Genomic DNA, 25072 nt, shown 5'->3' on the forward strand with positions numbered 1-25072 from the left:
GGGCACCAGTTTTTTTATTACCAAACACCCAATTGTCGTTTGGCCTATCAAGATTTAATCTTCCCCAATATTTATCCTTACGCCATTTATCGGATTTGTTGCGATGAGTATGTTTGACATACCTCTTTTGCTTCTCATACAGCCAGTGGTCGAGGGAACTGAAAATTTCTGAGGATACACCAATACGGAGATAGTTAGCTTCTCCCCTAATAATTGGGTTGAGCTTTTTAATCACTGCATCTATTGGTATACCTTTACAGTTACGCCATTCAGTACGCAGATGACTCCGTATGTTGGACACGGATTTTTTACTCGGTTTAATTAGCAGTTTTAATCCAGTTTTACTGGTTGAATTTTTATAGTGTCTGACGTTGAATCCCAGAAAGTCAAATCCTTCATTTAGATGTATTATTTTGGTTTTTTCTTCTGATAGGGTAAGACCCCTAGGCTTCATCCAATCCTTCAGGATTTTAACAGCATTTTCTGCATCTTCTTTGGATTCGCAAAACACCACAAAGTCATCTGCAAATCTCACCAAAGCCCTTTTTGAAGTAATTGTACCCTTTTTACTGTATTTAACTCCAAGGGCTGATTCCATACCGTGCAATGCAATATTAGCTAATAGAGGACTGACAACAGAACCTTGAGGAGTACCAGCATCTGTAGGATGCCATGTACCCTCTTCTATGTATCCCGCTTTGAGCCATTGTTTAATTAGTTCACGAGCTGGAAAACTCGTTAAAAGCTCTAGCAGAAAATCATGAGAAATGTTATCAAAACAACCCCGTATATCTGCATCTATCACCCATTTCTTGAGTTTATTTGGACGGGCTAGGTTATAAATGCTAGCAATTGCATCATGGGGACTACGCCCAGGTCGGAAACCGTAACTTGACCGCTCAAAGATAGTTTCCCATTCGGGTTCTAAGGCATTTTTTACCATTGCCTGTATGGCACGGTCATGTATCACTTGAATTCCTAAAGGACGCTGTTTTGCCGACGCTTTTGGTATATACACTCTTCTTGCAGGCAATGATTTCCAAGGAGAGTAATTAGCGATTTTATCAACTAATTTTCCCCTGGCAGTAGCAGTTTTAATTACTACTTTATCTACACCTGGCGTATATCTCCCTCGATTCTGCTGCGTCACTTTTCTAACACTAATTAATCGGTTAGAATAGCTGCGTAGCATTAATTTCTGGAGCGAGCGAACCTTTTTAAGGTTGCCTTCAGTTTTGGCTCATTTGATTCGATGTCTCAAATTTTTAACAATCCGGTTAGCCTTACGCCAATTAACACAATTCCAATCGGTTTGTCCTTTGGTTCCGTTTACAGTTTCCTGCATCTAACTTGCACCTCGGTTTAAAATTATTACAACGGTCTTCGAGAGACTCACCTACTCCCCATCTGCACCCTTTCGGGCTAGGCATTCGCCTTATCCACCAGGTTATGGATTCCCTTTACTTTTCAGTATGGTGGCGTTCGCTTTTGGGAGCATCCTATACCCTCTGGAGAATTGGACTTCCCTTGCGGGTCGCTTACTAAGAATTTCTTGGTTCTCAGACTCCATAGGGGTTATCACGTTTCGCACGGATGAGACTCAATTGGATGGGATGCCCTCTTTACGCCGGAGTAGTTGGTGTCCGAGTTCAACTAGATTGTGGAGTTGAACCTTTGTATGAATGTTTTGCAACTCTTCAGTACATTTACTCATATCACTGTATCAGCCTTTTCAGTGACCTTTATTGACGACGCCTCATCAAGGGTTCATTTACATTCACCCATCCACCTTTTTCCTTTGCCCGGTTACATTTTTAGGCTAAATGCTTCCTTGGGCTTTACTCCCCGCTTCACACACCATCGTTACCAATAATGCATGGGGAAGTTAGGAACAGCTTTGGACACTTTGCTGAAGGAGACGGCTCCTTACTCATCTAGAGGAAGCTCTTATCTGTAGGGGCTTCCAAACCTTCGTGCGCCTTCGTGTCGCACACAATCCAGTTAAACTGTAGTGTATTCTGTGCCATCGGCTCACCGTCGCTGTCCGGATAAATAACCAAATCATCGGCGGCTTCTTCTTGTGTAACTTGTCGTACCATATTGTTGCACCTCCTTCATAAATTGAGGTTGTATTCCTCATTGTAGATGGTAGAAGAGTAGATTCCCGCTTGCTATTTAGTAATAAAATACCTTCAAGTAAATATTTATTGGTGAATGCCTAGGACAGATGTTAAACTGGCGCCATCTTCTTTGACAATGTTAATGATTATCTCTGTGCAAACTTTTAAACAGGCTTATAAATAATTCTTTCTTTGTGGTTTATTTTTCTTTTCTCTGTCTTCTCTGTGCCGTTGTGGTAAATAAAAGTACATGACTGCACAGGCTTTTCGGCCTGTGCTACAACACTTAAAATTAATGACATGGGGTAGTAGATTCGCTCAAATGCGCCAAAAAAAGCTAGTGTGGTATTGTCCAGTTGGAATTGTATAGGGATTTCGCGTTGCGACCTTTAAGAATTATTGTAATTGGGGGAGGCGCCGCTGGTTTTTTCGGCGCCATTGCTGCTGCTAGGGCAAATTCTTTAGCAGAAATTATTTTGTTGGAAGCTGGTGGACAACTGCTGTCGAAGGTACGTGTGTCGGGTGGTGGGAGATGTAACGTTACCTACGCTTGTTTTGACCCAAAAGTGCTGACACAAAACTATCCTAGAGGAAGTAAAGCTTTAATTGGCGCCTTTACTAAGTTTCAAGCTCAAGATACTGTAACTTGGTTCAATAAACATGGTGTTCAACTTAAAACTGAAGCTGATGGACGAATGTTTCCGACTACCGATAATTCGGAGACTATTGTTGATTGTTTGATGGAAACTGCTAAGTATGTAGGTATCAGAATTTGCACAGGTACACCCGTTGTGTCTGTAAATAAGTTAAGCAAAGGGTTTGAGGTGGTTCTCAAGTCGGGTGATACATTGGAAGCTGACCGTTTGTTAGTGGCGACTGGTAGTAATCCGGTAGGTTATAAAATTGCTCAGTCCTTTGGACATAATATCGAATCACCTGTTCCTTCACTATTCACTTTTAATGTTCGTGATGAAAGTTTACGAGAATTGGCAGGTGTAAGCGTTAACCCTGTTAAGTTGCGCTTGACTGTTCCAGGAAATAATCAATTAGAGCAAACCGGAGCATTGTTAATTACGCATTGGGGAGTTAGTGGCCCTGCTGTACTCAAACTTTCAGCATGGGGCGCCCGTGTATTACACTCTAGTAAATATCAGGCAAATTTGTCTGTTAATTGGTTGCCGCAATTTACTCAAGAAGAACTACGACAAAAATTACTGGCAGTCAAAGACGAAGTACCAAGACGCGCAATTTTATTACATCGTGGTGTAGATATACCTCACCGTTTATGGCAATATATGGCAACACGTGCAGGAGTTGAGAGTGCTGAAACTCGCTGGGCAGAACTTTCCAAAAAACAACTCAATTTACTCATTCAGGAACTTACTCAAGGACAATTTCCTGTAAACGGTAAAGGTGTATTTAAAGATGAGTTCGTCACTTGTGGTGGTGTTCAGCTTAAAGAAGTTAACTTTAAAACAATGGAAAGTAAACTAGTTCCTGGATTACACTTTGCTGGAGAAGTACTCGATATCGATGGTGTAACCGGTGGTTTTAACTTTCAAAGTGCTTGGACTACCGGATATTTAGCTGGTTCGGCAATAGCTAACGAAAATTAACCTTTATTTTCCCCAAACTAGCAGTCAATGCCTTTTTCCTTTGACTGCTGGATAACCATTTTCTCTAAAATGATTCCAACTTTGTCTATAGCTTGATTCGTATTGCATTGAAACTTGGTAAGTTGAGAAATATCTTGCTTTTGCTGCTTTAACTCCTCAGCGACAAGTCCAAAATTCTTTTGCTGCTGTAAAGCTATAGACATTAAAGCTTCGACCTTAAATCTCAAATCCGCAACAGTCGCTTGTAGCGATTCGTTCCGATTTCGCAATATCTCTACTGATGTTCGTAAATCAGCATTGACATCGACTTGTCTATCGAGTCCAGCTTCTGTCCAGTCCAAACGTTCGTTAGTTGTGTCGGTCATTGTAATTGTAGTATTTCTTAGACTGCCTAATTCTCTACCTATCTTTTACTTATGCTACTACATACTATAAAATTCCTGAATCAATTTTATCCATTCTTTGAAATTATTACTCACTGGACTATTCCAACTACTGCTCGCTCAAAATAATTCGTCGGGTTTTCAATAAATCCTGTAATGACAATATTGTTACACACTAGTCTAAGTATTTTTGATGAAGGATTGGCGCCTAGCACATATAATTTGTACTCTGAGTCTTTTTGTCATAAATATTTATAATACTGCGAGAGCGAATATAATAACTGCCTCCTCGTTTTCAGAACGGTTCATTGCTCCCCAAAACAGTACCTTTTTTTACCATCTTCCAAACTTATCGGCAACAGGTTTTTTAGTAAATTTATTTACAAATATTTTAAGCTTTCTTGCATTTGGTGGTTTAAGAAAAAACCTCGCAGGTAATGTAAATAGTTCATTCGCAACCCATGCAATATAAGCTTGAAGTTGTTCTTGATGGTAATTATATAAACAAGTATTAGTCTGCTGGCTAATTAACCAAGATTCATACAGCAAATTTCATGTTCATGCGGTACATGTAGAGACGCAATTAATCGCGTCTCTACGACGTTTTAAACATTATGTATGTACCTCATATACCTAAAATCTGCTGTATATCAACTTGGCACGTGTCCAAGGATTCATTTAAATTTAACTAAACAATGTCGTCCTTATTATACACATAATTATGAAAAGGCTAAACAATGGAGTTGCGAGCGTGTAGTTGGTGCAATAATAAGTATTTATATAAATAGGTATAATTAGTATTCTATCTATGTACTGATGACATTTTAACAGTCAATACTATAATTGGATTCCATCTATGTTTAAATTTGGAGGCTTATTAACGTAAATAAAAGTTTAATAATATACGTTGGGTTTTACCCAACCTACAAAAATTAAAAAGGGGTTTATTTGTGGCTATTAAGAATGTTGAAAAAGAACGAGTGTATACAGTTGATATCAGGCAATTATTCAAAATTATACTCCGGCGCCGCATTTTAATTCTGGGTGTAGCAAGTGCAGTTATGTCAACAGCAAGTATTTTGGCGTTTCTTGCAAAACCAAATTATCAAAGCTCGATGCAACTACTTGTCAGTCCAAATTTATATACCACAAAATCATCTAATAACCCAACTGATGCGAATAGCGACTTTACAGACCCAAATGTGGAGGTAGTAGACTATACAGCGCAGTTACAGTTAATGCGAAGTAATCAGTTGATAGAAAAAGCAGTTGTAATATTACGTCCCGATTATCCTGATATTAAAATTGAAGACATAAAAGGCAAAAAAGGTAAAAAACCACCTCTCACCGTTGCTCGTGTAGAGTCAGGGACTGGAATAAACCGTACCCCTAGTCAAGTATTTGAAATCAAATATAAAAATGACGACCCCATCAAAACACAACGAGTACTACAAACGTTACTTAAAGTATACCAAGATTATAATATTGAACAGCAGAAGCAGCGACTAACTAAAGAGATGACGTTTGTTAACGAACGTTTACCAAAGGTAAAAAGTAGTGTTGTAACTGCCGAAAGTAATTTAGAAGCTTTCCGTAAAAAACATAATATACTTGACCCAGAAGCGCAATCAAAAATTCTTTTAGAAAATCTGGGAGATACTCAGAAGCAGTTACAAACTACACGCGCACAATTACAAGATGTGCAAGCTAGATATGCAGCGTTGCAAGATAAGCTAGCAGCATCACCAAGTAGTGCCATAATTTCGTCGCGCTTAAGTCAATCTACAAGGTATCAAACATTACTTAATGAGATTCAAAAAACCGAGCTAAGTTTAGCGCGAGAGCGAATTCGCTACACAGATGACTCTCCAGTAGTACAGAAATTAGTCCAACAGCGAAAAAATCAATTAGCATTGCTCAAACAAGAAGTTACCCGTGCGTTAGCTTTCCAAACAGGGAAAAAAGCTTCGCAACTAAAAAATTCAGAAATTGACGCAGTAATAAGTCAAGCTTTGAAGCAATCTGCCTCTAATGAGTCATTATTAGCTGAAGGGCAAATGGCAGAAGTTGATATTAAGTTAGCAGAAGAAGTCATACAGGTGCAAACAACTGCACTTGGTTTAGAAGCGAACGAAAAAAGTTTATCAAACTCCGAAAAGCGTTTACAAGCTGAATTAGCCAAATATCCTAGTTTGATAGCAGAATACAATCGTTTGCTACCTGAAGTTGAAACCAACCGTAAAACCCTTGAACAATTAATGCAAACGCAGCAGTCACTAAGTTTAATACTTGCTCAAGGTGGTTTTGACTGGCAAACATTAGAGGCGCCGGAACGTGGAATATATACTGGTAGTGGTCGCTCATTAATACTGGGTTACGGTGCTATTGCGGCGCCGATAATTGGTATTGTTGTAGCACTAATCTTAGAAATGCTCAACGACTCAATTCACACATCATATGAACTGCAACGAATTAGTAATTTACGCTTATTGGGAGTAGTCCCTAAATTAGGTAAGAATTATAAACGTAAGCGAGCTTTATTAACGGATTGCAGTACTGAAGTACTGATTACGAGAATGGGGGGTTTGTCAGTAGCTTCTTTGCCATCGCACGAAAACCTGGATATGGCATATCAAAATATCAACATTCTCAACTCACCTTTACCATATAAATCATTGATGGTAACGTCAGCTAACTTCGGTGAGGGAAAATCAACAGTAACATTAGGACTTGCCGTTAGTTCTGCACGAACACACCATCGAGTATTAATTATTGACGCAAACCTACGCGAACCGAGTTTACATAAATACCTCGACCTACAAAATGAATGGGGACTATCACTTTTACTAGTCGATGAAGCACATTCAACATTTAAAAACTACATTCAACCAATCCATCCATCAATAGATGTACTAACCGCAGGCCCCCCAGGACTCGAAGATACAGTCAAACTACTAAGTTCGCGACGCATGAAAGAACTGTTAAACGAATTCGAGCAAAATTACGACCTCATATTAGTAGACGCTCCACCAATACTTAATACAGTAGACGCAAGAATTTTAGCAACGCTATGTAACGCTATAGTCATAATTGCCCGTCTGGGTCAAATAACTCGTACCGAACTTACCCAAACCAAAGAAATTCTAGAAAACCTCAACTTAATCGGCATTATAGCCAATCAAGCCACCAATAATTGATTTCTTGAAGTTAGCACTTACGCACAGAAACCGGGTTGCTATTTATTCAATTGCATGATCCTTGATTCTTAGGAATTTGAACAGTGGTAGGAGCCTTTGCGATTAATTCGATTTCATCATCAACATTTTTAATCCATGCTTGTGACTCAATTAATTCTTGATTGTTAATGGTCGATATTTGCTTTTCTGTCACCGACTGAGTGCGTCTACTATTTTTATTAGGAAAAATACGCAAATCTTGCCATAGTACTTGACCTTGAATTCGAGTGGTGGGATTTTCAGGTAAGCCTTGGCGCCCAACAATAGTAAAACTGTTGGTCTTATCACCTCTACAACCATCAACTATTTGCTGTGAGGAATCATTAAATGTAGATTCCGGTATCCATAATCCTTGTTGAGAAAAATCTGTATCAGAGATATTGATTTGCACAATTCCATTAAATTTTACACCAGCTTCCGAAGATGCTGTGATGTCACTTTCTTGTGTCAATGAGGGGCGAAATTTTGTCCCAAAGATAGCTTTAGCATTAACTACAACTTGACCAGCAAAACTTTGTTGAGCGTTTGCAGTGATATCGCTATTTTGTCGAGGTACGCCGATGAGAAAATCAGTATCGATGAAAATGTTACCTCCTATTCCATTGCCTCGTGCATTCGTAGTAATTTTACTACCCCGAAGCATTTGAATTTTTTCAGATTGAAGATTAATGTTTCCTTTATCTCCCAATGTTTCTGTGGTGATAATACTTTTATTATCAAGCACAATAACGTTAGCTTGTACATTTATATTTCCAGATGTTCCTTGTCCTGGCGGAACATTTGGGTTAATGCTAGAAAAATTACTAGCGTTAATAGTTGCTCCATCTCGAATAATTAGCTTATCTACAGCAATATTGATATCACCTCCCGCTCCAGTTCCAATGAGGTTGCTTGCAAATAATCCACTACGACCTTTTTCTGTAGTTCCAATTAGCCGAATCTCAGTAGCTCGAACGTTTAACTCCCCCCCATTTCCAGCGCCAAAGGTTCCAGTTGCTATTTGACCACCGTTCGCAACTTCTAAATTTCCTGTCTCAATGGTCAATCGTCCTCCATCACTGCTACCGTCTAACCCCTCAGTTGTCTCTATCAGACTTGGATTGAATTGATTAAAACCAGTTACATTTATTTCTGAAGCTCGGATAGTTAACTCACCAGTTTTTCCAAAACCATCGTTACTAACTAATATCAATCCACCATCATTGACTCGCAATTTTCCAGTTTCTAGAATTAATTTGCCTGCATTACCTGTACCTCCAGGCAGAACACTAGCAAATAAACCGCTCGAATTTCCAGGACTAGAGCCATTGACATCAATCTCTACAGCTTTTACAATTACATTTCCAGCATTTCCCGAAGCCCCGAAACCAAAACTACTGGCAACTATTTGGGCGCCATCAGTGATTAACAAACGTCCGGTTTCTATGTTGATATTCCCTCCATTTCCTGAAACTCCTGGGGCAACTGGCGCAAACAAACCACTTGTTCCCAAAGGAGTGGCGCCAATAAGTTCCACATTCTCAGCTTTAACTGTTAAAGTGCCTGCATTTCCTGAGCTAAATGTGCCACTTGATATTTGAGTACCATTCGCAACTAATAGGCGCCTGGTTTCAATCGTTAAATTGCCTCCATTTCCCGTAGCACCCGGAGCAACATCAGTAAATACACCTCCATAAAAAGGATTATATGAAGCCTGTCCAATAACCTCTACTGATTCAGAACCTTTGACGGTTATAATTCCTGCGGCACCGTCATTAAAATTATTTGCAAGCATTGCCGAACCATCAATCAGGCTAATACGCTGACCTTGAATGTGAATTGCACCACCATTACCACTGGTATCAATCGAAGCAGCTTGCGATAGTTTAATATCTTTAAAATTATTTATATTTTCATAGCTAAATGCCCATCCTGGATTGGTGCTTGTCAGCTTAACCGTTCCCTCTTGATTAACACTACCAACCTCTACTCGTCCTCCCGTTGCCGTGAGATTTCCTCCCTCTAGCAAAACATTACCACCAACTAGTGCTAAAGTTTGACCGGGCGCCACCGCAAGTCCCACAGGACGATTTTGCCTGTTAATCGCAAAAGTATCAAAATCAATACTAAGACTGTTCCCCACTCCCTGCACAACGATATCCCCTGCACTGTTGCCAAATTGTAAGCCAATAGGAACACTAACCTTTAGTAAGGGGGGAGCTTGAGGGTTTGTCGCACTAAAAAAATTACCCGAAGCAAACTGAATACTGTTGGCTGTAGTAGCGATAAAAGAACCACCAATATTAAGAGAAGCATTAGAACCAAAAATAATGCCTTGGGGATTGAGAAGAAATAAATTAGCAGTACCGTTATTCCGAATTAAACCATTAATCTGAGAGGCTGATAAACCAGTTACCCGACTAAATATGTTTTCAACCTGAAGGGGGTTATTGAAATAAGCTTCTGTTCCTGTGGGAATGGAAAATTTCTCAAAGCTGTGAAAAAGTAACTTGTTCTCAATGATTGTGCCACCTGTTATCTCGTTGACGCTCCCGTTCGTTTGGATGATGGAATTGCTAGGTAGAGTCGTATCGGGTATAATTTCGGCTTTGGCTAAAGAACCTAAATGATAACCGGAGACGAGGACAAACACTAGGAATTTATTCATGGAAATGGAGTAATAATTATTATTGACATTATAAGTATTACCACTTAATTTGATGAATTAATATTGTTTGACGGTTTTGGGCGTGACAGCTTTTTTCGAGAAACCAAACCCAGCCCAACAAGCCCCAACAAGCCAATAAATGACGATGGTTCTGGTGTTTTTGTCGCTTTACCCTGAGTATTTAAAGTTTGCCAGCTATAATTTTGCCAGAAACCTTCTTGGCGCCAACAGCCTGGGGTTCCACGGATACAAGTTACAGGACCCCACTCATAAATTTGGCTTTGATCAATCATCGTTGCTACGTCTTGGTCGCGATTTTGACTAAGAAGTTGAGCAGCTGCGATGGGGTTTGCATCAAGCCAAGCTACTGTTTTACCTATTCGCTGTGCTAGTCGCTCTTTAGCTTGACCATGTAAAGTCGTATAATTAATATTACCTTGTCCCAAATCCCAACCAATGGCATCCATCGCGCGTCTGTCAATAGTTGTGATACTTCGTCTCTGACCTACATTCAGTAATGGATCCATAATGCCTAATACATTACTTTCCTGTTTCCAGTGACTTGCTTGTTCACCATCACCACCTAAGCTAGTATTTTCTCCTGTTGCGAAATAAGCTAAAGAAGTTTGACCACCATCAACAGAGAAATAAGGATTACCACCGATGGATAGGTCAAGCCAATTCTCAGAAACTCCTCCTGCTGCAACGCTCTGTTGCGAATAACGGAACATATCCAGTGGGGTAACGTTGTTTAAAGTACCTGTTAAGCTGGAATAAAAATCATCTATATTATTCTGGTTATATTGCGTCTTTTGGCTTAACCATCCTGGTCTATCAATTCCACTCACAAAGCCAAGAATATGACCAACTTCGTGAACTCCAACGCTCAAGAAATCCAATTTGTTATTGGGAACGGTGTTATTCAGAAAATCGTAATTCCAACTCACAGGTAAGCTTGATAAGTTACTCATGAGTATATAACCATCAAGAGCATTGTTATTGCCATTCAACATTCCTAGTGCCTTTGCGTTGGCACGAGTCATATTCAGTTCTTCGTTATTATCGACTTTAAAACCATCGATATAAGCAGTAAACTTGTCTACTTCATCTTGTAAGTTGTTAAAAATGCTGGTGTCATCAGCAGATGTGATGTCTGCTTGTAAATTATTTCGCCAGTTAGTATATGTTTGATTTGCTGCTATTCCAGGAAGCGCACCACCAATAACATTCGTTGGTAAGTCGTTTGTCATCTCGACGTAGATATTAACACTTGCATTATCCGATAAATGTGATGACCAGATTCCACCAGCCATTTCAAAACCCACCATTTGCTCTAGTGTTGTTCCTTGTGCATAATTAAAGTTGAAGGTAAGAGCATTCGCTGAGGCACTACTTGCTATAACTCCTGTAAAAGCAAGAATAACTTTTAAATACAAACTATTAATGTTGAAACTAATATTTTTCACTTTATTGCCTGTATAAAATTATAATTTTTATGCTGGAATATTCATAATATAATTTAATTTTGTTTAAAACTTATTTAATTTAGAAGAATTTTATTTAAATTAATTACTAATCTTTATTCGATAATTAGACATTAACGTATAATTGTTTAAGTGAAAATACATACTTAAGCTGCTTTTATCATACTATTTTATGATTTGTGTCCAAATAAATTTTGGAGGTATCTACAATTCAACCTAAAGATATATATGTAGCTTCAAAAATTAAAATACGATAAATTCAAGTTATTAACTTCCCCAAAAAAAATTCATCTAAACCCGAACAATATGCTTGGACGGTTGATGATGGCATTGCTTTTAGCCATCATACTTTGGAGTGGTTTATTCGCTAAAACCGCTTCATCACAGCTTATCGAATCTCGCTTAAATAACCTACAAGCCGATTTTAATCGCTTGGAGTCTCGTTTAGCTAATCTTGAAGCCCAAACAAATCGTACACTACCTTCACCAGGAGGACGTACTTCACCAACCTTACCAGCACCCGCGCGTCGAACAACAACGCAGTCACAGCGTGACCAAATGTTTGATAGGTTAGCAACTTTAGTAGTTGAACTCAAACAGCAGGTAAGTAACTTAGAGCAGCGTGTCAAAAAGTTAGAAGCACGTTGATACTATGTAGCAACTACCCGGCAGTATTGAAAATCAAACTTTATACTTGAAATAGAGTTAATTTTAACAGGAGACCAAAAAATGGCTCCCAATCCTTCGATAATGCGGGCTGTTGAACAATTAGGGTACCGTGTCACCGTTGGTGATGTGGCAACCCAAGTTGGTTTAAACGTTGGACAAGCCAATCAAGGTTTGTTAGCTCTTGCATCCGATGCTGGAGGTCACTTACAAGTTGCTGATACTGGTGATATTGTATTTTTATTTCCTAAAAACTTCCGTGATATCCTACGCGACAAGTATTTTAAGCTTAAGTTGCAGGAATGGTGGAATAAAGTTTGGAGTATTTTATTTTACATAATTAGAATTTCTTTCGGTATTTTTCTGGTTGCTTCGATTGCTTTAATAACTATTGCTATATTTTTGATAATTACTGCCATGTCTAACCGTGATGATGGTGGTAATAGTGGTGGTGATTGGGGTTCTAGTGGAGGAAGTTTCTTTTACTTCCCTAATTTTTGGTGGTTTCTTAGCCCTAATTACGATAGTCATTATCGGGAGCGGCGCCGTGAGAAACGTGAGCTAAATTTCTTCGAGGCTGTTTTCTCGTTCTTATTCGGTGATGGTAATCCGAATGCGAATTTAGAGGAACGTCGCTGGCAGGAAATTGCTACAGTTATAAGTGAAAATCGCGGCGCCGTTGTGGCAGAGCAAATATCACCATATTTAGATAATATCGGCGAAAAGTACCAGCAAGAATACGAAGATTACATGCTTCCAACGTTGACACGGTTCAACGGTCAACCTCAAGTTAGTCCCTCTGGAGAAATTGTTTATTACTTTCCTGAGTTACAAGTAAGTGCAGTTAAAAAACGGCGCCATGCTATAGCATCTTACCTTGAAGAGTTGAAATGGAAGTTTAGCGCCGCAACTTCTGGACAAATTATGCTGAGTGCTGGTTTGGGTATTGCTAACTTTGTAGGCGCCTTAATTCTTGGTAGTTTACTACGTGGTGGTGTAGTTGCCGCCAAGTTAGGTGGACTTGTCGGATTTGTTCAAGGTATTTACTGGTTGCTTCTAGCTTACGGTACCGGATTTTTAGTTATACCGCTAATTCGGTATTTTTGGATTCAGTGGCGTAATACTAAAATCACTGAAAGAAACTCCGAACGAATTTCTCGTGCCAAATTGCTATCTAGCATTAGCCAAGAGTTACAAAATAAAATCAACTTTGCACAACAGTTTGCCGCTAACAAGTTTATCGGTAACGAAAATCTAGCTTATTCCACAGAAACCGATTTACTTGACCAAGAAGTTAAACGTTTGGAAGAGTAAAAAGTGCTGAGTGCTGAGTTAGGAGTTAGGAGTTAGGACTTTACATGATTAATTAATAATCTTGTGGGTAATAATCTTGTGGGGTGGGCATCCTTGCCCGCCTTCTTTCAATGAACGGGCAGGATGCCCGTTCCACAAAAAGATATTGGAGATTTTTTTATTTGGAAGTCCCTAAGTAACAATCAGGAGTTAGGAATTACTACTTTGCACTCAGAACTTAGAACTCAGCACTCAGCACTCAGCACTCAGCACTCAAAACTCAGCACTTAGCACTATTTCCTATCTTGCTTTTATAGGTGAGAGTGCTACACCTCGGAAGTAATAAGCTAATATTTGCAAGTGATTTGCACGTTGTAATGCTAAGTTGTAGGCGCCCCATTGACTCAAGCCTACACCGTGCCCGAAACCTCGACCCTGAAGTAAAAAGCTACCACCAGGCGCATTAGCAACTGTAAAGCGGGTACTTCTGAGTTTGAGCGCTGTCCGTACATCTTCACCACGTAATACTTTGGTACCCTTATCACCGACAATACGTAGCGACCTAACGCTACCAAAGGACGATACTGTTTCTATTGCCATTTGCTTGGCTTTACCAATTTCAGGAAAACGTTGACCAATTTCTGCTGCTGTAAAAGTTCGTTGCCAACTGCACTCAGGAATATTTTGGTCAAAGTCTGGTACTGCCCGCAGGTAAGGTTCTTTTCTTCCCCAAACATCTTCGACATTCTCGGTATGTCCACCTGAACAAGCATGAAATACTGACTCAATTATTCGGTTGTTGTAAGTTAACACTTGACCCGCTGTTTTATCGACTGCATCTAGTGTACTAGGAGATTCGCTTACTATTCCTTTGTATATTTGCCACTTGTCTGGAGTGTCCCCTAAATCAAAAATTGGGTCATTGCGATTTTGCTCGCGTCTGTAAATAGCATAAGTCCGTGCGGCAATAGCTTGTGCTTTAAGTGCTTCTTGGGGCCAACGTGCGTCCATTTCACCACCAATAACGCTGTAAAGATACTCTTCTAAATCGATCCAATTAACCGCTGTTAAACCTTGACCAGTTGGAACTACTAAAGTTCTGCCTCGATACCACTTGTCACCAATAAAAACATACCCTTTTCCAGTTGGCTCAATCCAAAACAAACCTGAACGCCATTTATCTAACGCAACTCCACCTCCAGGTACAGGTTGAGCAAAGTATGCGCTGTTTGCTGGTAATTGTCCTAGCGTCCGACCACTACCATCCTTTACAACCGCAGTTGTAGAACTACCGACTCGGACTTGGTTAACGTTCTGCTCAATTGCGATACGCAAAATTACTGATGCTTGAGCAGGAGCGGCCATTGCTATAGATAACAAAATCCCAAACCACCAGTGACGGGCTTTAAACTGGGACAATAATGAAGCAAAGTTAACTTGGATTTTCATGTTTATATAATAATATTTTTCCTACGCCTCTATACATATATATATTCCCTATTACACGTAGAGACGTTACATGTAACGTCTCTACAAAAAATGTTATTCAGACTGAATTGGATTATCCTTTGGGTTTACTAGTCTCAACAACTTCTGCTTGATTTGCGAGTCGTAAACTTCCCATTTCATTCTGGCATAAGCGGAATTTTCGTTCCCTCCCGACAAAAAGCCCATTGGAATTTCAAATCCACCTGCACTGGTACGTCCACCACCAAAAAATCTACCGCTACTGTCTTGCCCAAATGCTTCTTTTATGAATTCGTCGGGGTCTAAAGTCAGTTTGCTTGTTCGTAACGAACCAATAACTACTTCGAGTTCTTCGTCTTCGTCGTGAACTATACCATACACCACAGCAGTATGGACATTCTCTTCTGTCACCAGAAAATCTGCTGCTTGCGGAATTGCGTCACGGTCGTCATAACGTAAATACCCAACTCCAGCTATCGAAAAGTTGTTTTGAACGATTCGATTTTTTAATGACCGCTCAATTACATCCATCACCCGTTTCGAGCGATTCGCTTGTAATACAGCGTTTAAAAGTTGAGCATCGTAAAACCTACTCAAATATGCTGCTGCCATAAAATCTTCCTCCTGCGCTTGCATCAACCGATTGGTATCAGAACGCAAGCCGTGCATTAAGGCAGTAGCACATTTAACATGTTGACTAACGCTATTGTCAAGGGTTAGTAACCCTGTTTGTAAATACTGAGTAAAAATTGTTGCGGTTGCTCGTACCGAAGGACGTATATCTGTAAACTCTGACTTAAGTTCTCCTTGCAAACTGTGATGGTCGATAACTGCTACAAGCGGCAATTTTGCTTGGACAACTGCCGATAATAACTGTGAGGTGGTTCCTTGGTTATCGATTAGTACAAAGCCATGATAAAGTGATAAATCTTTTGTTTTTAGCGTTGGTGGAGTCCAACGTTGTGCTGGTAAACCCGTTAACTTGACTAATGCGATGTTTTCTTGGTGACTTAACGTGCCCCCGTAAATTATTTCACACTTGATATCGTATTGCTGGGCTATTAACTGGTAAGTCCAAGCTGATGACAACGCATCTGGGTCAGGAAAATCTTGCAATACTATTAAATGACGCTCGTGTCGGCGCCCCATTAACGTTTGCTGTAGTTCTTCTGATTTCTGGTACGCTAGGTAGTTATTGCGCTGCTGTCCGACAAAGCCACTTTCAGTGTTTGATCCATTAGTCGGTTGCCTTACCAGGGGTTCGATGTCTAGGTCTGTCTCTTCAGAATGTGAATCGTTTGTCAAGGTTAGACTCTCAAGCTGAGAAAGGGAAGAGTTTAGTTGCATATAAAATTTGTTTTTGATTGGGTGAGGCTCCTTATCTCTGTTAATAAAATAATTACCACCAGTGACACCGTCAGTCACTATGAATCGCCACACACTTATAATTTTCGCAAAAATTTCTAAGCTTGGCACCATCTATTATGCCAGTCTTATACATCACTGCGCTTGAGTTAAATATACATTTAGACTGAACCTTTTTAGGCAATATCGCTCAACAGCAGTATATCTATCGCACCAAACCTAAGCACGATAACCCTTTAGTATATATTTTAGCCAATAAGTCAATCACAAGAGTGAACTAGGCGCCTCAAGAAGACGCGCCAAATATCGTCAAAATAAAAATATTTCAACACAGCAGTTGCCTACGACGATTTTCTCTGCTAAACTCTAAAAGTTCGTCGCTCAACTCGCATTCTGTGCGAACGTTATCGATTGCTCTCCACTACTTTACATTTCTTAACAAACTGTTGTAGTATTAGAGACCGATTACATATTTCTGCCATTCCTTATGCGTTCCTGTTTTAAGGTGTTTGCTCACCTCAAAATAAAGACTGCTGTAAGGTCTTCTTGGCGTATGCCGTAAAGGCATATTAGCTTCTTGTGGTGTACGACTGCCTTTTCTAACATTGCAGCGAACACAGGCCGTTACAATGTTTTCCCAACTGTCTCCACCACCACGGGAGCGCGGAATAACGTGGTCTAACGTCAATTCATCTCCGGAATAACCGCAGTATTGACAGCAGTGACCATCGCGATGTAGTAAGTTCCGACGAGTAAGGGGAATTTCTTTGTAAGGTACGCGGACATAATGCCTCAACCGAATGACGGTAGGCAGTGGGAAGTCAGCGTAAAGAAATTTACCATTATGCTCAACCTGTTCCGCTTTGCCCTTGATAAGCAAGATAGCAGCACGGCGCCAGCTTGTAATGTTAAGCGGTTCGTAAGAGGCGTTTAATACTAAGACCTTCCCCATTGATCAAAGCTCAAGGTATTAGTTTTACATATATTAACACAAATATAACCCAGTTTGCCAGAGTAGCACAATTTATACATACGACAAGTGATTCTAAAAGCTGGAAAGACTGAGATAGATTTAAAGATTAAGATATTTTAGATACAACTCCAGTCTCATAGTGTTGATTGCCTTTAGCTTCAACATTCGCATTCACACGGCTTTTTACGCAATTATCTATAAAAAGTTTATGTGATTTTTATTACATATATTGTCGTAAAAATATTTTTATATAGATTGAGGATTGTCACAGTTTGTTACAGTTATATACCGCTTTGCTCTTGCCCGAATTTAGTTTTGAGGGTTAAACTTCCAAATTATTCGGAGTTGCTGGGAGTGATTTGTATATTCAAGTAATATTCATTCAATGAAGGGTGACGTGATTGTGTGGTGTGTAGGAGTTATATGGATATGTTGAGTAATGAGCAGTTTTTGGGTATTGCTCAGAAGGATTGCGATACTTATTCTTGGATGCAGCAACGTGCTTGGGTGGAAATTGATTTAGGCGCCGTGGAGCATAATGTTAGGCAGTTAAAGAAGTTGCTGGCACCACAGACACAGTTAATGGCGGTCGTTAAAGCTGATGCTTATGGTCATGGAGCAGTTACTATCGCTAAAGTCGCGTTATCATCTGGCGCCAGTTGGTTAGGAGTTGCGACAGTTCCAGAAGGTATTCAACTGCGCGAAGCAGGGATTACTGCACCGATTTTACTATTAGGCGCCGCACAAACCTTTGAACAAATACACGCAATCGCGAATTGGCAACTTCAACCAACGTTGTGTAGTCCCAGACAAGCTTTAGTTTTTTCCGATACGTTAGAAGCAATTAATTATAATTCTTCATTACCTGTGCATATCAAGCTAGATACAGGAATGTCGCGTTTAGGAACTAATTGGCAGGAATCTGGGGAATTCGTTAAGTTGGTAACTCGCTTACCTCGCTTGCGTATCGCGAGTATTTATTCGCATTTAGCAACTGCTGACAGTCCAGACCCTACCATTATGAACCTTCAGCATGAACGGTTTGAGGCTGCAATTGCCCAAATTAAAGCTAGCGGTATCACAATACCCAGTTTGCACTTTGCCAATAGTGCCGGAACACTCGTTAGTAAGAAACTACATTACGATATGGTGCGAGTGGGGTTAGCTATTTATGGACATTACCCAGCAGAGCATTTGCATAATGTAAATCTTAAACCTGTTCTACAAGTCAAAGCCCGCGTTACCCAAGTCAAAACTATCGAGGCTGGAACTGGTGTAAGCTACGGCTATAAATATATAGCTTCTCGCGATATGCGTATTGCCGTGGTTGGCATTGGTTACGCTGACGGTATTCCCCGTAATTTGTCCAATAAAATGCAGGTGATAATTAGAGGACAGCGCATTCCTCAAATAGGCGCCATTACGATGGATCAAATTATGCTAGATATCAGCAGCATCCCAGATATTCAAGAAAACGAAATCGTTACCATATTGGGTAAAGACCAAAACGAACAAATTACTGCCGACGACTGGGCAAACGAGCTAAACACCATATCTTGGGAAATTCTCTGCTCTTTCAAACACCGTTTGCCTCGTGTTGCAGTAGAGACGTGATTAACCACGTCCTCTACTTTGGGAAATTTGTAATTTAGTATTCCCATTTCATTTTTATTGTGTTATTGTTTATAACTGATGCGGATGTGGCGGAATTGGCAGACGCGCTAGATTTAGGTTCTAGTATCGTAAGGTGTGAAGGTTCAAGTCCTTTCATCCGCATTTAGTTAAAAAACATTAAGACCTGGCAACACTAACTGCCAGGTTTTATTGTGTAAGTAACTAGAAACCCGGTTTCTAAGCAAAATCTTCATTTTGATTACAGATTGTAACAAGAAACCGGGTTTCTAAGATTTTGCGAAGTCACAAGAAACCGGGTTTCTAAGCAAAATCTTCATTTTTATTACAGATTGTAATAAGAAACCCGGTTTCTAGGATTTTATTACACCTGACTAAAGAAAATAACAAGTAGCAAATTTTATACAAATACAGAAAATATTGTCGGAAAAAACACAAACAGATGTTAAGTCAAGTCTAGACGATTGATTATAATTTTGATATAAGCATTATTTCTTAATTGATACTTAATGCTTGTTAACTTTGAACAGTAACTTAACCTGAGCAACGAAGTATTTTAAAATTGTATAAAATAAAACTTTATATTGATTTAAAGCCCATAGTCTTTAATTTTACTGAATAAAAATCTCTAGAAAATAAATATACAAAGGTAAATATGACTCAGTGCTGTAAAAATAACAACATAAATAGTAAAAGTGCTTATGGTTGATAAAAAGGAAGCAAGTGTTTGCATTGTTAGATAATGATGCTTTATACTTAAGTGTTAACACTGGAAAATGAGCATTAATCATTGCGACTTGATACAGTGTTATTACAAAAACATCTAACTAAAGTTTACATAGAGGAGAGTGACTTCATTTAGTCTTTACAGATTTTTTAGCAACTGTGTTCAAATGTTTGGTAGGCTCAGTATAGATAACTAGATAATTCACTCAAGCTAATAAATAATTGTTATGCTGAGTCGGGTGAGAAGGTTACGGGTAGAGAGTTCTACCACTTTTCCCCAATTAGGATATTTGTAGTTTAATATACAAACAGTCCAAATTTACTGAAGTAGTGGGTGCGATGATTAAAAATTTCGATTATACCTATCAAATGAAGTTTAGGTAGCAGATACAATGAGTACAACTCCTCTCGATAGTTATAGGGTATTTCAGAAGCTACACCCACTATCGTTGCTAGCGCAGTTAACTAGTCGCCGTGCAACTGGCTGTTTGAAAGTATTGACTGGTGCGATTTCTTGGTCGCTTTATCTTGAGGAGGGTAAACTTACCTATGCCTCATACTCAAATCAACTGTTTGATTGGCTTGATGGACACTTAGAGCGTTTTGCTCGACAAATACCTACTTTGAATCGCTCGACTCGAATGCAGATGCGACTATTATTCGAGCCGAAACACATTAATCAATCGATTGCACAAGCTGACTATCAAGCTATTTGTTGGTTGGTTAATCGTGATTACATGACGAGAGAGCAAGCATCTGTATTAATTGAGGAATTAGCGCTCGAAGTATTAGAGTCGTTTCTAACGTTGAAAGAGGGTAGTTACGAATTTAGTCGCGAAACAGCTTTAGATGACCTTCCTAAGTTTTGTCGTCTAGATTTAAGAACTTTGGTTGAACAATGTCAAAGACAATTACGAAGTCGCTACAGCTATTCTGCTCCTGATGTAATTACCCACATTGAGGAGCGAAATCAGGCGCCACAATATGATAATGAGTCAAAAAATGAAGATAGCCAGCAAGTATCTAGCAGCATTCATACTACAGATACTTATGACAGGAATGACAATAATATAAATGTAGAAACTAACACTATAGGAGGTAATAACCAGTATTCAAGCAAGCAACTTCGTAAAAAAGTGTACACAGTCGCTTGTATCGATGACAGTCTAACGGTTTTAAGCTCGATTAAGCGGTTTTTGGATGAAAGTACTTTTGCAGTGGTGATGATAAATGACCCAGTAAAAGCTTTAATGCAAATTCTTCGCAGTAAGCCCGATTTAATCTTGCTAGATGTGGAAATGCCGAATTTAGATGGGTATGAGTTGTGTTCGCTTTTGCGAAGACATTCATCATTTAAGGACATACCAATAATAATGGTTACAGGTCGAACGGGGTTTATTGACCGCGCTAAAGCCAAGATGGTACGTTCTAATGGTTATTTGACGAAGCCATTTACCCAATCTGAATTATTGAAAATGGTTTTCAAACACATCAGTTAGATTTAATTTTTAAGCTTTAGCTATTTGGGATTTATTCCCAAATATAAATTAAATTTATCAAATTTGTTTATACAGTTCGATTATTATTTGAGGGAATTTAATATGACTCTTACAATGTTAAGCACAATTTTAATAGTCGAAGATTCTCCTAGTGAACTAGAGTTGATGAGTCACTATCTCAAAGAAAGTGGCTACGAAGTTATTCAAGCGACAGGCGCCAAAGAAGCTTTGGAAAAAGTCACGACTCTAAAGCCTGATGTGATAGTAACCGATGTTGTAATGCCTGGAATGAGCGGTTTTGAACTGTGCCGTGCGCTCAAGCGAAATCCTAACACAGAAAACGTACCAATTGTTGTTTGCAGTTCCAAAAACCAAGAGATTGACCGTTTGTGGGCAATGCGACAAGGTGCAGATGCTTATTTGACTAAACCTTACACGCGCGACGAACTACTGCTAGCTATCAAATCACTTGCAATGTAATTAATATATGAACAATCCAAAACTTCCACTCTCGACAACAGAAAACTTAACTAGCTTGGGAGACGGCTATCTCAAGTTTCAGATTAACCAGCAAACTACTGCGGTGATTTCGATGCTTCATACCCAAGAAGCTATTGTAGTGCCTGTTGAGTCAGTAACTTCGATGCCGGGAATGCGAGAGTGTATTTTGGGGTTGATGAATTGGCGCAGTCGCATAGTTTGGGTAGTTGATTTACCAAGAATACTCAATTTAGAGTCTATAGAAACTCGATTGCGTCAGTACAGCGTAATTATTATACGAGTTGATTCACTATTATTAGGCTTAGTTGTTGATGACATTATTGGCACGGTCAAATTTCTTCCTGATGAGATTCATTCGCCAATTGGACAAGTTGCATCAAGCTTAGTTCCATATTTACGCGGTTGCGTTATACAACAGCAAGAAACGCTATTAGTTTTAGATGCTCACGCAATTGTACATTCTTCTGCGTTAAAAGCAGATTAATTTAATTAATAATGATGTCGTGAGGGAGAAAGGAGAAGCCTTTACTCCCTCTCCCTCACTTCACACTTCATAAAATGTGCGTCTATTGTAATGAACGGCTAGTTTGTAAAATGATTGGTTTCCAAGATTCGGTGTTCTCGATAATTTATTTGAGGGAAATTATTTATGTTTAATAAAACTGAGCCTGCAAAGAGCAGCGATACTCAAAAGAAACCGTTAATGCCTACAGAATCCAACAACGGCACAGATAAGAATAATAAAATTATATTGTATTCTCAGGAATCTAATTTTTCTCATCATAATATTAATAACTCTGTGGCAGAAAAATTTAAACAGCTAAGTTTGCGGACAAAGGCAACAATTATCGCAATTGCAATTGGAACTATTCCTGTTTTAGGATTTGGGATTTTATCTTATTCGATTGCGAGTAAATCAATTGAGAATAAATTTACTCAGTCGCAGCAGTCCGAAACTGAAGGTTTAGCCGATAAAGTTAGCCGCTTTATGGTTGAACGTTATTCTAATGTTCAAGTATTGGCAAACCTACCAATTTTTGCAAATCGAAGAATTCGCGAATCACTTTCTCCTCAAGAAAAACAAGTTGTTCTAGATAAAATTGCTGAGACGAGTAAAGTCTATGACAGCATTGCCGTTGTCGATTTAGACGGCAACGTCATTGTACAATCTAAAGGCAGTGTAATACCATCAAATATTGGCGACAGAGATTACATCAAAGCTGTTAAACGAGACGACCGTCCTTACATCAGCCAACCTCAATTATCCCCATCATCAAACAAACTCAGTATTTATACTGTGTCTCCTGTCAAGGATAATGTTAGTAATGAAACGGTTGCAATTTTAAGAGCAAGAATGCCTGTTGAATCATTAGAAAGTGTGATTAAAAACTATGGGGGGGCAGGTAGAAAGTATAGTCTTGCTGACGTGACTGGAAAAGTTTTTGTCGCAAGTAAAAAAGACCAAGTTGGTAAAAATATTAATACTCAGAAATTGGGTGGAGACGAAGTTGTTAGTTCTGCTTCTACAACAACTGTTCAAGGTTTACCCGATTTAAAATGGAAAGCAGTATTGGCAACCAACAAAGCAACAGCATTTGATGCACAGCGTCAGTTATTATTAACTACTGTTATTGGTACTGGGTTAACTGCATTGCTTGTAGCAATGCTAGCTTACTTACTCGCAAAACGTGCAACGGAACCAATATTAAATGCAACTGCTGCGGTTGCCAGGTTAGGAGAAGGAGAACTAGATACACGCTTAGAAGTTGAACGTGGTGATGAATTAGGTGTTTTAGGCGCCAATATTAATCAAATGGCAGAGCAAATGCAAGCTCTACTTCAAAAACAGCAGTTAGATGCTGAACGGGCAAAACTATTGGCGGAAATCACATTAAAGATACGCCAAACACTTCAATATGACGAAATTACAAAAACTGCTGTTCGCGAAATTCGTCAAGCACTATTAGCTGACCGAGTGGTTTTTTACCAATTTAACCCACAAACTTTTGAAGGGACAATTGTTTCTGAATCTGTGGTAGCAGGGTATCCAAAAATGACGGGTGTAGAAATTGATGACCCTTGTTTCCGTGAGAGACATGCAGAAACTTATAAAGATGGGCGAGTCAGGGTAATTTATAATATTTACAATGACCCTAGCTTAAAAAATGCTGCTTGCTACATTAAGATGCTTGAAAAATTTGTAGTTAAAGCTAACTTAATTGCACCCGTAATCAAGCAAAAGCAATTAATTGGATTACTTATTGCTCATCAATGCGACGGTCCCCGTCAATGGCAAGCATCAGATATTGAATTTTTTAAGCAATTAGCGATTCAAATTGGTTATGCTGTTGAACAAGCGCAACTTCTAGAAACCGTCGAAAAAGGTAAAATGGTTGCTGAAAAAAGCACCGAAGATGAACGTCATCAAAAAGAAGCGCTACAAATGCAACTTCTGGAACTACTTAGCGAAGTTGAAGGCGCCGCAAGTGGTGATTTAACTGTACGTGCGGATGTTACTGCTGGAGAAATTGGCACCGTCGCCGACTTCTTTAACTCGATTGTTGAGAGTTTGCGTGAGATTGTTACCCAAGTTCAACAAACAGCAATAAAAGTTAACGATTCGATTAATGTTAATTCTGGCGCCATAAACGAACTCGCTGACGAAGCACTCGAACAAGCAGCCGAAATAAATCGTACTCTCAGCGCCGTTGATAGCATGACAAGAGACATGCAAGCAGTCGCCCAAAACGCTCAAAAAGCCGCGTATGTGACTAACACAGCACGAAACACAGCTACAAAGAGTGGCATGGCGATGGATATGACAGTGCAAAATATCTTGAGCTTACGCGAAACAGTCGGAGAAACCGCGAAAAAAGTTAAGCGTTTGGGTGAGTCAACACAGCAAATTTCGCGAGTTGTGGCACTTATTAACCAAATTTCAATGCAAACCAACTTACTCGCCATCAATGCTGGTATCGAAGCAGCTCGCGCTGGAGAAGAAGGTCAAGGATTTATTGTTGTAGCTGAAGAGGTGGGAGAACTAGCGGCACGTTCAGCAGCAGCAACAAAAGAAATTGAGCAAATTGTCGAAAATATTCAGCGCGAAACCAGTGAGGTTGTACAGGCAATGGAATTGGGAACCACACAAGTTGTAGAAGGAACTCATATTGTAGAAGATGCTAAATCAAGCTTGAATCAAATTTTAGAGGTATCACGTCAAATCGATGCTTTAGTACAATCTATATCAAATGCTACAGCATCGCAATTAGAGACTTCCAGCACGGTTAGCGAACTGATGAAGCAAATTGCTGCATCTTCCCAACGTACTAGTACTTCCTCACGCCAAGTTTCCCAGTCATTACAGCAAACAGTGGCAATATCTGAGCAACTACAATCAACCGTCGGAACCTTCAAAGTCAATTAGTTAATGGTTAATAGTGGGCATCCGCTTGTAACAGGTGCTT

Annotated in this window: 18 protein-coding genes, 1 tRNA gene and 1 pseudogene; 11 read left to right on the forward strand and 9 right to left on the reverse strand. The window is 39.4% G+C overall.

The window, feature by feature from the left end; genetic code table 11:
- Positions 1–76 precede the first annotated feature (76 nt).
- Together ltrA and DSM106972_RS29525 are read right to left on the reverse strand one after the other, a co-directional pair.
- Positions 77–1228, reverse strand: a pseudogene (gene ltrA, locus DSM106972_RS29520) (group II intron reverse transcriptase/maturase); the annotation flags it as partial.
- Between the two features lie 706 nt (positions 1229–1934).
- Positions 1935–2099: a hypothetical protein gene (locus tag DSM106972_RS29525; RefSeq protein ID WP_233787667.1), complete on the reverse strand. Its 165-nt coding sequence runs from the start codon at positions 2097–2099 to the stop codon at positions 1935–1937.
- Positions 2100–2500: 401 nt separating this feature from the next.
- Between DSM106972_RS29525 and DSM106972_RS29530 the strand changes: the two genes are divergently transcribed.
- Positions 2501–3736, forward strand: coding sequence for a BaiN/RdsA family NAD(P)/FAD-dependent oxidoreductase (locus DSM106972_RS29530; RefSeq protein WP_170213609.1), 1236 nt, complete (start codon positions 2501–2503; stop codon positions 3734–3736).
- A gap of 17 nt (positions 3737–3753) precedes the next feature.
- Here the strand turns inward: DSM106972_RS29530 and DSM106972_RS29535 are convergent, their stop codons facing one another.
- Positions 3754–4101 carry a hypothetical protein gene (locus DSM106972_RS29535; RefSeq protein WP_019495708.1) on the reverse strand — a complete coding sequence of 116 codons (348 nt, stop codon included), beginning with the start codon at positions 4099–4101 and terminating at the stop codon, positions 3754–3756.
- Between the two features lie 351 nt (positions 4102–4452).
- Entirely contained in the window at positions 4453–4668 is a 216-nt protein-coding gene (locus DSM106972_RS29540; protein ID WP_127084038.1) for a hypothetical protein, read from the reverse strand.
- A 401-nt stretch (positions 4669–5069) separates the two neighbouring features.
- Between DSM106972_RS29540 and DSM106972_RS29545 the strand changes: the two genes are divergently transcribed.
- Positions 5070–7316 carry a GumC family protein gene (locus DSM106972_RS29545; protein WP_127084039.1) on the forward strand — a complete coding sequence of 749 codons (2247 nt, stop codon included), beginning with the start codon at positions 5070–5072 and terminating at the stop codon, positions 7314–7316.
- A 46-nt stretch (positions 7317–7362) separates the two neighbouring features.
- Here the strand turns inward: DSM106972_RS29545 and DSM106972_RS29550 are convergent, their stop codons facing one another.
- Positions 7363–10002, reverse strand: coding sequence for a two-partner secretion domain-containing protein (locus DSM106972_RS29550; RefSeq protein ID WP_127084040.1), 2640 nt, complete (start codon positions 10000–10002; stop codon positions 7363–7365).
- Between the two features lie 44 nt (positions 10003–10046).
- Positions 10047–11468 (reverse strand): NF038122 family metalloprotease, encoded by a 1422-nt coding sequence (locus tag DSM106972_RS29555; protein WP_127084041.1) that lies wholly within the window; start codon positions 11466–11468, stop codon positions 10047–10049.
- 324 nt (positions 11469–11792) lie between these two features.
- Between DSM106972_RS29555 and DSM106972_RS29560 the strand changes: the two genes are divergently transcribed.
- The 3 genes from DSM106972_RS29560 (at position 11793) to DSM106972_RS51600 (ending at position 13736) form a co-directional block, all read left to right on the forward strand.
- The gene (locus DSM106972_RS29560) at positions 11793–12134 is read left to right on the forward strand and encodes a hypothetical protein (RefSeq protein ID WP_170213610.1); all 342 of its coding nucleotides are present in this window, start codon (positions 11793–11795) and stop codon (positions 12132–12134) included.
- Positions 12135–12215: 81 nt separating this feature from the next.
- Positions 12216–13466, forward strand: a complete 1251-nt coding sequence (locus tag DSM106972_RS29565) for a hypothetical protein (protein ID WP_127084042.1) — start codon at positions 12216–12218, stop codon at positions 13464–13466.
- A gap of 123 nt (positions 13467–13589) precedes the next feature.
- The gene (locus DSM106972_RS51600) at positions 13590–13736 is read left to right on the forward strand and encodes a hypothetical protein (RefSeq protein WP_158632894.1); all 147 of its coding nucleotides are present in this window, start codon (positions 13590–13592) and stop codon (positions 13734–13736) included.
- Positions 13737–13745: 9 nt separating this feature from the next.
- On the opposite strand, the gene DSM106972_RS29570 is transcribed toward DSM106972_RS51600, so the two are convergent.
- The 3 genes from DSM106972_RS29570 to DSM106972_RS29580 form a co-directional block, all read right to left on the reverse strand.
- The gene (locus tag DSM106972_RS29570; RefSeq protein WP_127084043.1) at positions 13746–14894 is read right to left on the reverse strand and encodes a SpoIID/LytB domain-containing protein; all 1149 of its coding nucleotides are present in this window, start codon (positions 14892–14894) and stop codon (positions 13746–13748) included.
- 93 nt (positions 14895–14987) lie between these two features.
- On the reverse strand, positions 14988–16259 hold the full coding sequence (locus DSM106972_RS29575) for a DHH family phosphoesterase (protein WP_127084044.1): 1272 nt from the start codon (positions 16257–16259) through the stop codon (positions 14988–14990).
- 472 nt (positions 16260–16731) lie between these two features.
- On the reverse strand, positions 16732–17229 hold the full coding sequence (locus DSM106972_RS29580) for an HNH endonuclease (protein WP_019495718.1): 498 nt from the start codon (positions 17227–17229) through the stop codon (positions 16732–16734).
- Between the two features lie 450 nt (positions 17230–17679).
- Between DSM106972_RS29580 and alr the strand changes: the two genes are divergently transcribed.
- From alr to DSM106972_RS29610, 6 genes are all read left to right on the forward strand, one after another.
- Entirely contained in the window at positions 17680–18864 is a 1185-nt protein-coding gene (gene alr, locus DSM106972_RS29585) for an alanine racemase (protein ID WP_127084045.1), read from the forward strand.
- A gap of 80 nt (positions 18865–18944) precedes the next feature.
- Positions 18945–19026: transfer RNA gene (locus DSM106972_RS29590), tRNA-Leu, on the forward strand.
- A gap of 974 nt (positions 19027–20000) precedes the next feature.
- Positions 20001–21107, forward strand: a complete 1107-nt coding sequence (locus DSM106972_RS29595; protein WP_127084046.1) for a response regulator — start codon at positions 20001–20003, stop codon at positions 21105–21107.
- Between the two features lie 102 nt (positions 21108–21209).
- Positions 21210–21587 carry a response regulator transcription factor gene (locus tag DSM106972_RS29600; protein WP_127084047.1) on the forward strand — a complete coding sequence of 126 codons (378 nt, stop codon included), beginning with the start codon at positions 21210–21212 and terminating at the stop codon, positions 21585–21587.
- Between the two features lie 7 nt (positions 21588–21594).
- On the forward strand, positions 21595–22092 hold the full coding sequence (locus tag DSM106972_RS29605; protein WP_127084048.1) for a chemotaxis protein CheW: 498 nt from the start codon (positions 21595–21597) through the stop codon (positions 22090–22092).
- A 165-nt stretch (positions 22093–22257) separates the two neighbouring features.
- Positions 22258–25032, forward strand: coding sequence for a methyl-accepting chemotaxis protein (locus tag DSM106972_RS29610; RefSeq protein ID WP_127084049.1), 2775 nt, complete (start codon positions 22258–22260; stop codon positions 25030–25032).
- The last annotated feature ends 40 nt before the right edge of the window (positions 25033–25072 follow it).

The organism is Dulcicalothrix desertica PCC 7102 (assembly GCF_003991905.1).
Classification (GTDB): domain Bacteria; phylum Cyanobacteriota; class Cyanobacteriia; order Cyanobacteriales; family Nostocaceae; genus Dulcicalothrix; species Dulcicalothrix desertica.

What these genes read in the sequence shown, in the direction of transcription:
- DSM106972_RS51600 (WP_158632894.1), top strand. Translation starts at nt 13,590, where the DNA reads ATGCCCGTTCCACAAAAAGATATTGGAGATTTTTTTATTTGGAAGTCC.
- DSM106972_RS29575 (WP_127084044.1), bottom strand. Translation starts at nt 16,259, where the DNA reads ATGCAACTAAACTCTTCCCTTTCTCAGCTTGAGAGTCTAACCTTGACA.
- alr (WP_127084045.1), top strand. Translation starts at nt 17,680, where the DNA reads ATGTTGAGTAATGAGCAGTTTTTGGGTATTGCTCAGAAGGATTGCGAT.
- DSM106972_RS29565 (WP_127084042.1), top strand. Translation starts at nt 12,216, where the DNA reads ATGGCTCCCAATCCTTCGATAATGCGGGCTGTTGAACAATTAGGGTAC.
- DSM106972_RS29550 (WP_127084040.1), bottom strand. Translation starts at nt 10,002, where the DNA reads ATGAATAAATTCCTAGTGTTTGTCCTCGTCTCCGGTTATCATTTAGGT.
- DSM106972_RS29600 (WP_127084047.1), top strand. Translation starts at nt 21,210, where the DNA reads ATGACTCTTACAATGTTAAGCACAATTTTAATAGTCGAAGATTCTCCT.
- DSM106972_RS29560 (WP_170213610.1), top strand. Translation starts at nt 11,793, where the DNA reads ATGCTTGGACGGTTGATGATGGCATTGCTTTTAGCCATCATACTTTGG.
- DSM106972_RS29605 (WP_127084048.1), top strand. Translation starts at nt 21,595, where the DNA reads ATGAACAATCCAAAACTTCCACTCTCGACAACAGAAAACTTAACTAGC.
- DSM106972_RS29610 (WP_127084049.1), top strand. Translation starts at nt 22,258, where the DNA reads ATGTTTAATAAAACTGAGCCTGCAAAGAGCAGCGATACTCAAAAGAAA.
- DSM106972_RS29535 (WP_019495708.1), bottom strand. Translation starts at nt 4,101, where the DNA reads ATGACCGACACAACTAACGAACGTTTGGACTGGACAGAAGCTGGACTC.
- DSM106972_RS29595 (WP_127084046.1), top strand. Translation starts at nt 20,001, where the DNA reads ATGAGTACAACTCCTCTCGATAGTTATAGGGTATTTCAGAAGCTACAC.
- DSM106972_RS29525 (WP_233787667.1), bottom strand. Translation starts at nt 2,099, where the DNA reads ATGGTACGACAAGTTACACAAGAAGAAGCCGCCGATGATTTGGTTATT.
- DSM106972_RS29570 (WP_127084043.1), bottom strand. Translation starts at nt 14,894, where the DNA reads ATGAAAATCCAAGTTAACTTTGCTTCATTATTGTCCCAGTTTAAAGCC.
- DSM106972_RS29580 (WP_019495718.1), bottom strand. Translation starts at nt 17,229, where the DNA reads ATGGGGAAGGTCTTAGTATTAAACGCCTCTTACGAACCGCTTAACATT.